Below are 14374 nucleotides of genomic sequence, written 5' to 3' on the forward strand. Positions count from 1 at the left end.
CATGACCGCCCGCCTGCTCTACGTGATGGACCCGATGTGCTCCTGGTGCTGGGGTTTCGCGCCGGTGGCCCAGGCCCTGATCGCGCAGGCGCAGGCGGCCGGTGTCGCCACGCGCCTGGTGGTAGGCGGTCTGCGCAGCGCCAGCGGCGCGCTGGACGCCTCGACCCGGCGCCATATCCTCGAACACTGGCGGGCCGTGGCTGAAACCACCGGCCAGCCGTTCTGCTTCGATGGCGCGCTGCCGGACGGTTTCGTCTACGACACCGAGCCGGCCTGCCGCGCCCTGGTGGCCGCGCGTGAACTGGATGCCGAGCGCGTCTGGCCGCTGCTCGGGCTGATCCAGCAAGGCTTCTACCAGCAGGGTCTGGATGTCACCCGCGTGCCACGACTGGTGGAACTGGCCGAGCAGGCCGGCCTGCCGCGCGCGGCGTTTTGCGAAGCCTTCGCCAGCAGCCAGACCGGCGCCGCCACCGCGGCCGACTTCAGCTGGGCGCAAGACCTGGGCATCGCCGGCTTCCCGACCTTGCTGGCCGAGCGCAACGGCCAGCTGGCCTTGCTGACCAACGGCTTCCAACCCGTGGAGCGGCTGCAACCGTTGCTCGAGCGCTGGCTGCAGCAGGCTGCCTGTGCTTGATCTGCCCGGTTCGCCGGCCTCGGGGCCAGACAGGCCCGTCGGTGCGCCCGACCGGCTGAGCTGGGCCGAGATCCGCCGCCTGGCCTTGCACCACCGCAAGGCCCTGTGGTCGGCCAACCTGGTGGCGGTGCTGGCGGCCTTGTGCAGCGTGCCGATCCCGTTGCTGTTGCCGCTGCTGGTCGATGAGGTGCTGCTAGGGCAGGGCGACGCTGCGCTGCGCTGGATGAACCACCTGTTGCCGGCCCATTGGCAAGTAGCGGCGGGCTATATCGGCCTGATGCTGGCGATCACCTTCTGCCTGCGCCTGGCCGCGCTGGCGTTCAACGTGGTTCAGGCCAAGCTGTTCGCCGGGCTGGCCAAGGACATCGTCTACCGCCTGCGCATTCGCCTGATCGAGCGGCTCAAGCGTATCTCCCTCAAGGAATACGAAAGCCTGGGCAGTGGCACCGTGGCCACTCACTTGGTCACCGACCTGGACACCTTGGACAAGTTCGTCGGCGAGACCTTGAGCCGTTTTCTGGTGGCCATGCTGACCCTCACCGGCACGGCCGCGATCCTGGTCTGGATGCACTGGAAGCTGGCCTTGCTGATCCTGCTGTTCAACCCGCTGGTGATCTATTTCACCGTACAGCTGGGCAAGCGCGTCAAGCACCTCAAGAAACTCGAGAACGACAGCACCTCGCGCTTCACCCAGGCGCTCACCGAGACCCTCGATGCCATCCAGGAAATCCGCGCCGGCAACCGCCAGGGGTATTTCCTCGGGCGCCTGGGGCTGCGCGCCCGCGAAGTGCGCGACCGTGCCGTGGCCTCGCAGTGGAAGAGCGATGCCAGTGGGCGGGCCAGTGGCCTGCTGTTCCAGTTCGGCATCGATATCTTCCGCGCCGCGGCCATGCTCACGGTGCTGTTCTCGGACCTGTCCATCGGCCAGATGCTGGCGGTGTTCAGCTACCTGTGGTTCATGATCGGGCCGGTCGAACAGTTGCTCAACCTGCAATACGCCTACTACGCCGCCAGTGGCGCGCTGGGACGGCTCAACGAGCTGCTTTCACGCGACGACGAGCCACAGTACCCGGCCGCCCACGATCCCTTCGCCGGGCGTGGCACGGTCGGCATCGAGGTCAGCGGCCTGCGCTTCGCCTATGCCGACGAGCCGGTGCTCGACCAGCTCGAGCTGGGTATCGCGCCCGGCGAGAAGGTGGCCATCGTCGGTGCCAGCGGTGGCGGCAAGAGCACCCTGGTGCAATTGCTGCTGGGGCTCTACAGCCCGCAGGCCGGGAGCATCCGCTTCGGTGGCGCCAGCCTGCAGGAGATCGGCCTGGACACCTTGCGCGAGAACGTCGCGGTGGTGCTGCAGCATCCCGCGCTGTTCAACGACAGCGTGCGCGCCAATCTGGCCATGGGCCGCGATTGCACCGACGAAGCCTGTTGGGAGGCCTTGCGCATCGCCCAGCTCGAGGCCGTCATTGCCGCGTTGCCGCAGGGGCTGGACAGCGTGGTCGGACGTTCCGGCGTACGCCTGTCCGGCGGCCAGCGCCAGCGCCTGGCGATCGCCCGCATGGTCCTGGCCGAGCCGAAGGTGGTCATCCTCGACGAGGCGACCTCGGCGCTGGACGCCGCTACCGAGTACAACCTGCACCAGGCCCTGGCCCGCTTTCTCAGCGGGCGCACCACGCTGATCATCGCTCATCGGCTGTCGGCGGTTAAGCAGGCCGACCGGGTCCTGGTGTTCGACGGCGGGCGCGTGGCCGAGGATGGCGACCACCAGCAGCTGATCGCCGACGGAGGGTTGTACGCCAAGCTGTATGGGCATTTGCAGCAGAGTTGAGATCGCAGCGGCTGCAACGGGCTGGCTGGCACGGCCGCCGTGCCGCGATGACCCGTGACACGGGCCCTGTATCCGCCGACCCACCACCGCTTTACCCCGCTGACACGAACCGCGCGTGCGCCATTGTCTTGCAAGCCTGTCGGATCCTGAGACCGCTGCGCGCCCTATGGCGCCACTGCGGCCTCCTACACAGCGCTGGACACCCTTCGATTCCCATCCATGATGGCATCCGGACAGCCGGCTGGTCCTCCCATCGATAAAAACCCTCATGCCTCATGGCAAATCGCCTACGCTGTGCTTTGTTCGGGCTCGCAGAAGCCCTACTTGCCGGCATAACAGGAAACACATGAAGGGAAACAGGACTCTCGAGGCGCCGAAACTGCTGGGTATCATCCTGCCGTTCGTCGCCGTTGTGGCATTTCAGGTCTTGTTGGGGAGCCTGAGCCTCTATGCCCTTTCGGCGGTGCGTGCGTACGTGGCCGGGGAAAGCCTATGGTCCAAGGGCCAGAAGGATGCCATCTACTACCTCAACCTCTACGCCGAAAGCCAGGATCCGCAGATCCTCGAGCACTATCGCCAGGCCATCGCCGTGCCCTGGGGCGGGCATGAGCTGCGCAAGGCGCTGGACCTGCCGACGCCGGACCTGGAGGCCGCCCGCCAGGGCTTCCTGCAAGGCGGCAACCATCCCGACGACGTCAACCGGGTCGTCTGGTTCTACCGCAACTTCCGCCACATCAGCTACATGGAGCGCGCCGTGGATCGCTGGGCCATGGGCGACATCTACCTGGCCGAGCTGGACCTGCTGGCCGAGCAGATGCAGGAGGTGTTCGCCGAGGGGCAGGCCGATGCCGCGCAGGTCGCTGCCTGGAAGTCGCGCATCGCGCGGATCAACGAATACGTGACCCCTTCGGCCAGGGCCTTCAGCGATGCGCTCGGTGCCGGGTCGCGCAAGTTGCTCGAGGCGTTGCTGATCATAAACCTGGTGACCGCGATCTTCCTCATCGCCATCGCCTGGCGCCGATCGGCGCGCCTGCTGTCGCAGCGCCAGGCCTTCGCCGACGCCTTGCAGCAGGAAAAGGAGCGCGCCCAGATCACCCTAGAGTCGATCGGCGACGCGGTCATCACCACCGACGTGGCGGGCAACATCGCCTACATGAACCCCGCCGCCGAGCAGCTCACCCACTGGAACGCCGAACATGCCGGCGGCCTGCCGCTCGCGGCATTGTTCAGCCTGCTCGACGAACAGTCCGCCGATGGCAATCAGAACCTGGTGGATCAGGTGCTGCAAGGCAACCTCAAGGGCGGGACCGAGCATACCCGGCTGATCCAGCGTCTGGATGGCAGTACCGTTTCGGTCAACCTGGTCGGCTCGCCAATCCTCACCGACGGGCAGGTCAGCGGCATCGTCCTGGTGCTGCACGACATGACCCAGGAGCGGCAGTACATCGCCAACCTGTCCTGGCAGGCGACCCACGATGCTCTGACGGGCCTGGCCAACCGCCGCGAGTTCGAATACCGCCTGGAGCTGGCCCTCAATGCACTGGCGCGCGCGCCGGGCAAGTGCACCTTGATGTTCCTCGACTTGGACCAGTTCAAGGTGGTCAACGACACCTGTGGCCATGCCGCCGGCGACGAGCTGCTGCGGCATATCTGCGCGGTGCTGCAGGCCGGGCTGCGCGAAGGCGACACGCTGGCGCGCCTGGGCGGCGACGAATTCGGCGTGCTGCTGGAGAACTGCCCGCCGGAGCAGGCCGAGAAGATCGCCGAGTACCTGCGCCAGTCGGTGCAGAACCTGCCGTTCATCTGGAAGGGTCGGCCATTCATCACCACGGTCAGCGTCGGCCTGGTGCATATCGTGCAAGGCCCCAACACCCTCGAATCGTCCCTGCGAGCCGCCGACATGGCATGCTACATGGCCAAGGAGAAGGGCCGCAACCGCGTGCAGGTCTATCATGCCGACGACAGCGAGCTGTCCAACCGCTTCGGTGAGATGGCCTGGATTCAGCGCCTTCACGTTGCTCTCGAAGAAGAGCGCCTGTGCCTTTATGCCCAGGAGATCGCCCCGCTCGGCCCGAACCTCGGCGGCAGCCATGTGGAGATCCTGCTGCGCCTGGAGGACGAGAACGGGCGAACCGTGATGCCGGGCAACTTCATCCCAGCGGCCGAGCGCTACGGCTTGATGACTGCCCTGGACCGCTGGGTGGTGCGCCGGGTGTTCCAGACTATTCGCCAGTGCCTTGATGAAGGTCATGAAGACCTGGCCATGTGTGCCATTAATCTCTCCGGCACCAGCATTGGCGATGACAAGTTCCTCGACTACCTGGAGCGGCAATTCAGCGAGTTCAGGATCCCCGCGCGGATGATCTGCTTCGAGATCACCGAGACCAGCGCGATCGCCAACCTCGGCAGTGCCATCCGCTTCATCAACCAGCTCAAGGGGCTGGGATGCAAGTTTTCCCTGGACGATTTCTGCGCCGGCATGTCCTCGTTCGGCTACCTCAAGCACCTGCCGGTGGACTTCCTGAAGATCGACGGCAGCTTCGTCAAGGACATGCTGGACGACCCGGTCAACCGGGCCATGGTCGAGGTGATCAACCATATCGGGCATGTGATGGGCAAGCGCACCATCGCCGAATTCGTCGAGACACCGCTGATCGAGCAGGCACTGCAGGAGATCGGCGTGGATTACGCACAGGGTTACCTGATCGAGCGGCCACAGGTGTTCACCTGTGCCAGCCTGCACCGTCAACGGGCTGCCGCGCGATCCTTGTTGCAGAGAGCACCAGGGACTTTTCGTTGACACCACAAGGAACCAAGGAGCTGATAGTGAAAGATGCATTCGTCCGAGTCGGGCCGTTGATGGACCCGACCAGTTATCCCGCCTGGGCCCAGCGACTACTCGAGGACTGCCATGAAAGCAAGCGCCGCGTGGTCGAACACGAGTTCTACCAGCGCTTGCGCGACAATCGCCTCAAGCCCGCGACCATCCGTCAGTACCTGATCGGTGGCTGGCCGGTGGTCGAGCAGTTCTCGTTGTACATGGCCCACAACCTGACCAAGACCCGCTACGCCCGCCATCCTGGGGAGGATATGGCGCGCCGCTGGCTGATGCGCAACATTCGCGTCGAACTCAACCATGCCGACTACTGGTTGCACTGGTGCCAGGCCCACGGCGTCAGCCTGGCCGACCTGCAGGCGCAAGACGTGCCGCTGGAGCTCAATGCGCTGAATGACTGGTGCTGGCGGGTCTGTACCACCGAATCGCTGGTGGTGGCGGTGGCCGCGACCAACTACGCCATCGAAGGGGCGACCGGCGAATGGTCGGCGGTGGTCTGCTCCACCGACACCTACGCTCAGGCCTTCCCTGAGCAAGGGCGCAAGCGCGCGATGAAGTGGCTGAAGATGCATGCCCATTATGACGACACCCATCCATGGGAAGCGCTGGAGATCATCTGCACCCTGGCCGGCGAGCATCCCTCGCAGGCGCTGTGCGACGAGCTGCGCAAGGCCATCTGCAAAAGCTACGACTGCATGTTCCTGTTCCTGGAACGCTGCATGCAGCTCGAGCAGCGCCAGGGCGAGCGTGTCCGCCCGGCCGCCCTGGTGGCCAGCTGAAACTACTGGGCGTTGAACGCCTGGCCGTTGATGCCGCTGCTGTCGGGACCCATCAGGTACAGGTAGACCGGCATGATCTGTTCGGGCAGCGGGTTGTCCTGGGGGTTCTCGGCAGGGTAGGCCTGGGCGCGCATGGAGGTTCGGGTGGCGCCTGGGTTGATGCTGTTCGAGCGTACCGGGGCGACGCCTTCGAGTTCGTCGGCGAGCGTCTGCATCAAGCCCTCGGTGGCGAACTTCGACACGCCATAGGCGCCCCAGTGGGCGCGGCCCTTGCGGCCGACGCTGCTGGAGGTGAATACCACCGAGGCATCCTCGGACAGCTTGAGCAAAGGCAGCAGGGTGCTGGTGAGCATGAACGTCGCGTTGACGTTGATGTGCATCACGCGCATGAAGTCCTCGCCTGACAACTGCTCCTGCGGCGTGCGCGGGCCGATGATCGAGGCGTTGTTGAGCAGGCCATCCAGCCGGCCGAACTGCTCCTCGATCATCGCCGCCAGTTCGTTGTAATGATGCGACTGGGCCGTCTCCAGGTTGAACGGGATGACCACCGGCTGCGCGTGGCCATCCGCCTCGATCTGGTCGTAGACCTGGTTGAGGTTGGCCTCGGTCTTGCCCAGCAGCAGCACGGTGGCGCCATGCGCCGCGTAGGCCCTGGCCGCCGCTGCGCCGATGCCGCGACCGGCGCCGGTGACCAGGATCACCCGACCCTTGAGCAGGTCGGGGCGAGCGGTGTAGTCGAACATGTCGTCTGTCCTCGAAAATCGGTGGCTGGCTGGCCTTGGGGGCCCAAAGCGGGCCGAAGACCAGTCAACCACTCAGGAAACCAGGGCTGCCGCCAATGGCAGCCCTCTCGAACATTACCTCTCAGCACCCACACAATGCACTGTCGATCACTCGGCGCAGGTCCAGCGGCTGGTCCACCACCACGTCGGCGCCCCAGTTGTCGGGATTGTCCTGCGGATGGATGTAACCGTAGCGCACCGCCGCCGTGCGGGTGCCGGCGGCGCGGCCGGACTCGATGTCGCGCAGGTCGTCGCCGACGAACAGCACGCTGGCCGGGTCCAGCTGCAGGGTCTTGCAGGCGAGGATCAGCGGCTCGGGGTCGGGCTTGCTGTTCTTCACGTGGTCCGGGCACACCAGCAGCGCCGAGCGCTCGGCCAGGCCCAGGCGCTGCATGATCGGTTCGGCGAAGCGCACCGGCTTGTTGGTCACCACGCCCCACGGCAGCTTGCCGTGCTCGATGTCGGCCAGCAGACGCTCCATGCCATCGAACAGCCGGGTATGCACGGCGCAATCGCGCTGGTAGCGCTCGAGGAATTCCAGGCGCAGGGCCTCGAAGCCTTCCGCGTCCGGGTGCATGCCGAAGGTGCTCGCCACCATCGCCCGCGCCCCACCGGAGATCACCCCGCGGATCAGCGAGTCGTCGACCGCTGGCAGGCCACGGTCGGCGAGCATCGCCTGGCAGATGGCGATGAAGTCCGGCGCCGTGTCGAGCAAGGTGCCGTCCATGTCGAATAGTACTGCTCGCAGGCGCATGCTCACTCCTCGCGCAAGGTCTGGACCATGTAGTTGACGTCCACGTCGCTGGTGAGCTTGTAGTGCTTGGTCAGCGGGTTGTAGGTCAGGCCGATGATGTCCTTGACCTGCAGGCCGGCATCGCGGCTCCAGACTCCCAGCTCGGATGGCCGGATGAACTTCTTGAAGTCGTGCGTGCCACGCGGCAGCAGCTTCATGACGTACTCGGCGCCGATGATCGCGAACAGGTAAGCCTTGGGGTTGCGGTTGATGGTCGAGAAGAACACCTGGCCGCCCGGCTTGACCAGGCGCTGGCAGGCACGGATCACCGAGGACGGGTCTGGCACGTGCTCGAGCATCTCCAGGCAGGTGACCACGTCGAACTGGCCGGGCATTTCCGCGGCCAGGGCCTCGGCCGTCACCTGGCGGTACTCGACTTGCACGCCGGATTCGAGCTGGTGCAAGCGCGCGACCGCCAGCGGCGCCTCGCCCATGTCGATGCCGGTGACGCTGGCGCCGCGCAAGGCCATGGCCTCGCTGAGGATGCCGCCACCGCAGCCGACGTCCAGGACCTGCTTGCCGGCCAGGCCGACACGCTCGTCGATCCAGTTGACCCGCAGCGGGTTGATGTCGTGCAGCGGCTTGAACTCGCTTTCGCGGTCCCACCAGCGATGGGCCAGGGCCTCGAATTTGGCGATTTCGGCGTGATCGACGTTGCTCATGGAACAATCCTCTGAAACTTCGGTAAATAGGTGGCACGGGCTGGCAGCCGCGGCTGCCAGCCGATCATTCATTGGTCGCGTCCGCCGATCCTCGCGCCCCAGGCGCGGGCGCTGTCGATCAGGGCGGCTTCGTCCATGCGCAGCAGGCGACCGTCCTCGAGCAATTGCCGGCCCGCCACCCAGACGTGGCGGACACGATCACGCCCGGTGGCATAGATCAGCTGCGAGACCGGGTCGTGGACCGGCTGCTGGGCCAGCCCGGAGAGGTCGAAGACCACCAGGTCGGCCGCCTTGCCGCGCTCCAGCGAGCCGGTGATGCCGTCCAGGCCCAGCGCCCTCGCGCCATTGAGCGTGGCCATGCGCAAGGCGCGGTGGGCGTCCAGGGCCGTGGCCGAGCCGGCGACCGCCTTGGCCAGGAGCGCGGCGGTACGGGTTTCGCCGAGCAGGTCCAGGTCGTTGTTGCTGGCCGCGCCATCGGTACCTATGGCCACGTTGACCCCGGCCTGCCACAGGCGTTCCACCGGGCAGAAGCCGCTGGCCAGCTTGAGGTTGGACTCGGGGCAGTGCACCACGCTGGTATTGCTCTCTACCAAAAGGGCCAGGTCATCGTCGCTGACCTGGGTCACATGCACCGCCTGCAGGCGCGGACCGAGCAGGCCCAGGCGTGCCAGCCGGGCCATTGGGCGCTCGCCGCGCTCGGCCAGCGACTGCTCGACTTCGTCGGCGGTCTCGTGCAGGTGCATCTGCAGCGGCGCGTCCAACTGGTCGGCGATCACCCGGATCTTTTCCAGGCTCTCGTCGCCTACCGTGTAGGGCGCATGCGGGCCCAGGGCGATGCCGATGCGCGGATGGTGGCGCAGGTCGCCGAACAGCTCGACGGCCAGGTTCAGGCTCTCGTCGAGCGTCCGCGCGCCAGGGATGGGAAAGTCCAGCAGCGGTACCGCGACCTGCGCGCGCATGCCGCTGCGGTGGATGCTGTCGCAGGCCTCGCGGGGGAAGAAGTACATGTCGGCGAAGCAGGTGATACCGCCCTTGAGCTGCTCGGCGATGGCCAGCTCGGTGCCGTCGCGCACGAACGCTTCGTCGACCCAGCGCGCCTCGGCCGGCCAGATGTGTTGCTTCAGCCAGGTCATCAGCGGCAGATCGTCGGCCAGCCCTCTAAACAGCGTCATCGCCGCGTGGCCATGGGCGTTGATCAGGCCGGGCGCCAGCAGGCAGCCTGGCAGCTCGCGCACCTCGAGGGCGGCCGGCGCCTGCTCGCGCGGCCCGATCCAGTCGATGCAGTCGCCACGCAGGCCCAGCCCATGTCCCTGCAACACCACGCCGGCCGGTTCGACCGGCACCAGCCAGTCGGGCAACAGCAGCAGGTCGAGGGGAGGGGAGGCATTGGGCATGCGCGAGCTACCTGGTCTTTGGGTCTATTAGACTTTGTACGAAAAGTGCCTGCGCGACGATCAGGCTACGTTGCAAACAGGCTCGGAATGCTCATTTACAACCAGTGAAGTCGAGCGCGACCCCGGCCGTTGCTCGCCTGTTTTCGCCTTGCCTGACCGCCGCTCGGCGACTTTTCATACAAAGCCTGGTGGCGTGAAACGCAGTATACCCGAGCGCCTGAGGCTGAGGGTCGCTATAATCGCCGGCTTTTGCATTCCGGAACACGGGGAGAAGCGATGCGCGAGCAACTGTTGGCGGCAGAGAAGGTGCGAAGCATCCAATGGCGTGATGGCGTCCTGCACCTGCTCGACCAGCGCCTGCTGCCCGCTCGCGAGTCCTGGGTGGTGTGCGCGGATGTCGAGAGCGTGGCCCAGGCCATTCGCGACATGGTGGTGCGCGGCGCGCCGGCCATCGGCATCAGTGCCGCCTACGGCCTGTTGCTGGCACTGCGTCGCCGACTGGCCGAAGGCGGTGACTGGGAGCAGGCGCTGGAAGAGGACTTCATGTGCCTGGCCGAGGCGCGACCGACCCCGGCCAACCTGTTCTGGGCGTTGACCCGCATGCGTACCCGCCTGCTGCGCCTGCGCCCGGAGGAGGATGTGCTGGCGGCGATGGAGGCCGAGGCCATCGCCATCCACCAGAGCGACCGCGAAGCCAACCTGACCATGGCCCAGCATGGCGTCGAGCTGATCCGCCGCCAGCAGGGCAGCGAGCAGGTGCTGCTGACCCACGGCAACGCCGGCGCCCTGGCCACCGGCGGCTTCGGCACCGCGCTCGGGGTGATCCGTGGCGCCCACCTCGAAGGCATGCTCGAGCGGGTCTACGTCAGCGAGACCCTGCCCTGGCTGCATGGCTCGCGTCTCACCGCCTGGGAACTGGCCGGCGAGCACGTGCCGGTGGTGGTCAGCGCCGACTCCGCCGCCGCCCACCTGATGAAGACCAAGGGCATCACCTGGGTGGTGGTCGGCGCCGAATACATCGCGGCCAACGGCGATGTGGCCGGCAAGATCGGCACCTACCAGCTGGCCGTGCTGGCGATGCACCACGGGGTGCGTTTCATGGTCGTGGCGCCCAGCTCGACCATCGACCTGAACGTGGACAGCGGCGAAGGCATCGAGCTCGAGGAGCGCGCCGAGAACGAGGTGCTGGACGTTGGCGGCAGCCGCGTGGTGGATGGCGTACAAGCCTGCAATCCGGTGTTCGACATCACCCCGGCGGACCTGATTGACGTGATCGTGACCGAGAAGGGCGTGGTCGAACGGCCCGATACGGCGAAGCTCGCCGCGTTGATGTGCCGCAAGCGGTTGCATTGAGCAGGTCTAGGCTTTCATACGAAAAGTCGCCGAGCGGCGATCAGGCAAGGCCAAAACAGGCGAGCAGGCGCAGTTCACTGGTCGTAAATGAGCATCCGAGCCTGTTTGCAACGTAGCCTGATCGTCGCGCAGGCACTTTTCGTAAAGAGCCTGGGCCGGCCGTCATGCGGCTCATCGCGGCATGCCGGTCGTTCCCACATGCACCCGTCGCGGCACGGCGCAGCTCAAGCCCTCGCGGCCGCTCCGTCACAGCCCCGCCACGACCTTGAAACCCTCCCAACACCCCGCCGTCTGTGATACCATTCGACAGTTTCCAAGGCCGCTCCTTGATGCGGCCTTCACTGCGCAGATCCGTGGCTCAACTCATTGATTTGTCGTATGTCGTCGCACCCCTTCGTGCGCTGCGGCGGCGAGCTTCGTGCGTCCCATCGGGGCGACGGGGTTTCACCAGAAAAAGGAATCAGGCTTCTCATGGGCGAACTGGCCAAAGAAATCCTCCCGGTCAATATCGAAGATGAACTGAGACAGTCTTACCTCGACTACGCGATGAGCGTCATTGTCGGGCGGGCACTGCCCGATGCGCGTGATGGCTTGAAGCCCGTGCATCGCCGCGTTCTGTATGCGATGAGCGAACTGGGCAACGATTGGAACAAACCGTACAAGAAGTCCGCCCGTGTGGTCGGTGACGTGATCGGTAAGTACCACCCGCACGGCGATACCGCCGTCTACGACACCATCGTGCGCATGGCGCAGCCGTTCTCGCTGCGCTACATGCTGGTCGATGGCCAAGGCAACTTCGGTTCGGTCGACGGCGACAACGCCGCGGCGATGCGATACACCGAAGTGCGCATGGCCAAGCTGGCCCACGAGCTGCTGTCGGACCTGCACAAGGAAACCGTCGACTGGGTGCCCAACTACGATGGCACCGAGCAGATCCCGGCGGTCATGCCGACCCGTATCCCCAACCTGCTGGTCAACGGTTCCAGCGGCATCGCCGTGGGCATGGCCACCAACATCCCGCCGCATAACCTTGGCGAAGTGATCGACGGCTGCCTGGCGCTGATCGACAATCCAGAGGTCACGGTCGACGAACTGATGCAGTTCATCCCGGGCCCGGACTTCCCCACCGCGGGCCTGATCAATGGTCGCCAGGGCATCATCGAGGCCTATCGCACCGGCCGTGGTCGCATCTACATGCGCGCTCGCTCCGAGATCGAGGACATCGACAAGGTCGGCGGCCGCCAGCAGATCGTCATCACCGAACTGCCCTACCAGCTGAACAAAGCGCGGCTGATCGAGAAGATCGCCGAGCTGGTCAAGGAGAAGAAGCTCGAGGGCATCACCGAGCTGCGCGACGAGTCCGACAAGGACGGCATGCGCATCGTCATCGAGCTGCGGCGCGGCGAAGTGCCGGACGTGGTGCTCAACAACCTGTACGCCCAGACCCAGCTGCAAAGCGTGTTCGGCATCAACATCGTCGCGCTGATCGACGGCCGTCCGCGCCTGCTCAACCTCAAGGACCTGCTCGAGGCCTTCGTCCGCCACCGTCGCGAGGTCGTGACCCGGCGCACCGTGTTCGAACTGCGCAAGGCTCGCGAGCGCGGCCACATCCTCGAAGGCCAGGCGGTGGCGCTGTCCAACATCGATCCGGTGATCGCCCTGATCAAGGCCTCGCCGACGCCGTCGGAAGCCAAGGAAGCGCTGATCGGCACGCCGTGGGAGTCCAGCGCCGTGCAGGTGATGGTCGAGCGCGCCGGCGCCGACTCCTGCCGTCCGGAAAACCTCGACCCGCAGTACGGCCTGCGTGACGGCCGCTACTACCTGTCGCCGGAACAGGCCCAGGCCATTCTCGAGCTGCGCCTGCACCGCCTGACCGGCCTGGAGCACGAGAAGCTGCTGGCCGAGTACCAGGAGATCCTCGAACAGATCGGCGAGCTGATCCGCATCCTCAACAGCGCCGAGCGGCTGATGGAAGTGATCCGCGAAGAGCTCGAAGCCATTCGCGCCGAGTACGGCGACGTGCGCCGCACCGAGATCCTCGACGCCCGCCACGATCTCAGCCTGGGCGACATGATCCCCGAGGAAGAGCGCGTGGTGACCATTTCCCACGGCGGCTATGCCAAGACCCAGCCGCTGGCCGCCTACCAGGCGCAGCGTCGCGGCGGCAAGGGCAAGTCGGCGACCGGGGTGAAGGACGAGGACTACATCGAGCACCTGCTGGTCGCCAACAGCCACGCCACCTTGTTGCTGTTCTCCAGCAAGGGCAAGGTGTACTGGCTCAAGACCTACGAAATCCCCGAGGCATCGCGCGCCGCGCGGGGCCGTCCGCTGGTCAACCTGCTGCCGCTGGAAGAGGGTGAGCGTATCACCGCCATGCTGCAGATCGACCTCGAGGCCCTGCAGCAGAGCGCCGATGCCGACGAACTGCTCGACGACGCCGATGACGCGGTGATCGAAGGCGAAGTGGTGGAAGCCGAGGAAATCGACGAGGAAGAAGGCGATACCCCGGAGTGGGTCGCCGAGCCGACCGGCGCCTACATTTTCATGGCCACCGCTTCCGGTACCGTCAAGAAGACCCCGCTGGCCCAGTTCGCCCGCCCGCGCAGCAGCGGCCTGATCGCTCTCAAGCTCAAGGAAGGCGACACCCTGATCGCCGCGGCGATCACCGACGGCGCCAAGGAAGTCATGCTGTTCTCCAGCGCCGGCAAGGTGATCCGCTTCGCCGAGAGCGTGGTCCGCGAGATGGGCCGTACCGCTCGTGGCGTGCGCGGCATGAAGCTGGGCAAGGGCCAGCAGGTGATCTCGATGCTGATCCCCGAGTCCGGCGCGCAGATCCTCACCGCCTCCGAGCGCGGCTTCGGCAAGCGCACCCCGCTGTCCAAGTTTCCGCGTCGCGGTCGTGGCGGCCAGGGCGTGATCGCCATGGGCACCAAGGGTCGCAACGGCAACCTGATCGGCGCCATCCAGGTGCAGGCAGGCGAGGAGATCATGCTGATTTCCGACCAGGGGACCCTGGTGCGCACACGGGTCGGCGAAGTCTCCAGCCTGGGTCGCAACACCCAGGGCGTGACCCTGATCAAGCTGGCCAGCGACGAAACCCTGGTGGGTCTGGAGCGGATCCAGGAGCCTTCGGACGAAGAGCTCGACGAGCTGATCGAACTCGACGAGCAAGGCACCGACGACGGCGCAGTGGCCGAAGCGGCCCCGCAAGAGTAGAAACGGGGCGCGATGAGTGCGGGTACAGGCGGCCGCTCCTGCCCACACCCATCGCGGCGCCGGTAACCGGATCAGGCGCTACGAATCAAGATGTGTTCCC

The 14374-nt window shown here is 66.0% G+C and carries 10 protein-coding genes; 6 read left to right on the forward strand and 4 right to left on the reverse strand.

The features are described from left to right. Position 1 precedes the first annotated feature (1 nt). From ACY8GK_RS00205 to ACY8GK_RS00220, 4 genes are all read left to right on the forward strand, one after another. Positions 2 to 634, forward strand: coding sequence for a DsbA family protein (locus ACY8GK_RS00205; protein ID WP_196179629.1), 633 nt, complete (start codon positions 2 to 4; stop codon positions 632 to 634). Further along, a complete protein-coding gene (locus tag ACY8GK_RS00210; protein WP_462401971.1) occupies positions 627 to 2459 on the forward strand; it encodes an ABC transporter ATP-binding protein in 1833 nt (610 codons plus the stop codon). Before ACY8GK_RS00205 ends, ACY8GK_RS00210 begins: the two co-directional genes overlap by 8 nt. Before the next feature lie 346 nt (positions 2460 to 2805). Next, positions 2806 to 5259, forward strand: coding sequence for an EAL domain-containing protein (locus tag ACY8GK_RS00215; RefSeq protein WP_462401972.1), 2454 nt, complete (start codon positions 2806 to 2808; stop codon positions 5257 to 5259). 59 nt (positions 5260 to 5318) lie between these two features. Beyond that, entirely contained in the window at positions 5319 to 6074 is a 756-nt protein-coding gene (locus ACY8GK_RS00220; protein WP_230376011.1) for an iron-containing redox enzyme family protein, read from the forward strand. 2 nt (positions 6075 to 6076) lie between these two features. Here ACY8GK_RS00220 and ACY8GK_RS00225 read toward each other — a convergent pair whose 3' ends face one another. From ACY8GK_RS00225 to ACY8GK_RS00240, 4 genes are all read right to left on the reverse strand, one after another. Then, the gene (locus ACY8GK_RS00225; RefSeq protein WP_196179637.1) at positions 6077 to 6817 is read right to left on the reverse strand and encodes a YciK family oxidoreductase; all 741 of its coding nucleotides are present in this window, start codon (positions 6815 to 6817) and stop codon (positions 6077 to 6079) included. A 121-nt stretch (positions 6818 to 6938) separates the two neighbouring features. Further along, entirely contained in the window at positions 6939 to 7610 is a 672-nt protein-coding gene (gene mupP / locus ACY8GK_RS00230) for an N-acetylmuramic acid 6-phosphate phosphatase MupP (RefSeq protein ID WP_196179639.1), read from the reverse strand. Positions 7611 to 7612: 2 nt separating this feature from the next. Next, the gene (gene ubiG / locus ACY8GK_RS00235) at positions 7613 to 8311 is read right to left on the reverse strand and encodes a bifunctional 2-polyprenyl-6-hydroxyphenol methylase/3-demethylubiquinol 3-O-methyltransferase UbiG (RefSeq protein WP_462401973.1); all 699 of its coding nucleotides are present in this window, start codon (positions 8309 to 8311) and stop codon (positions 7613 to 7615) included. A gap of 68 nt (positions 8312 to 8379) precedes the next feature. Continuing rightward, positions 8380 to 9705 carry a TRZ/ATZ family hydrolase gene (locus tag ACY8GK_RS00240; protein WP_462401974.1) on the reverse strand — a complete coding sequence of 442 codons (1326 nt, stop codon included), beginning with the start codon at positions 9703 to 9705 and terminating at the stop codon, positions 8380 to 8382. A gap of 276 nt (positions 9706 to 9981) precedes the next feature. Between ACY8GK_RS00240 and mtnA the strand changes: the two genes are divergently transcribed. Together mtnA and gyrA are read left to right on the forward strand one after the other, a co-directional pair. Beyond that, entirely contained in the window at positions 9982 to 11058 is a 1077-nt protein-coding gene (gene mtnA, locus ACY8GK_RS00245; protein WP_462401975.1) for an S-methyl-5-thioribose-1-phosphate isomerase, read from the forward strand. 471 nt (positions 11059 to 11529) lie between these two features. After that, the gene (gyrA, locus tag ACY8GK_RS00250; RefSeq protein WP_196179647.1) at positions 11530 to 14274 is read left to right on the forward strand and encodes a DNA gyrase subunit A; all 2745 of its coding nucleotides are present in this window, start codon (positions 11530 to 11532) and stop codon (positions 14272 to 14274) included. Positions 14275 to 14374 lie beyond the last annotated feature (100 nt).

The sequence above is a fragment of the Pseudomonas sp. Marseille-QA0332 genome (genome assembly GCF_054950175.1).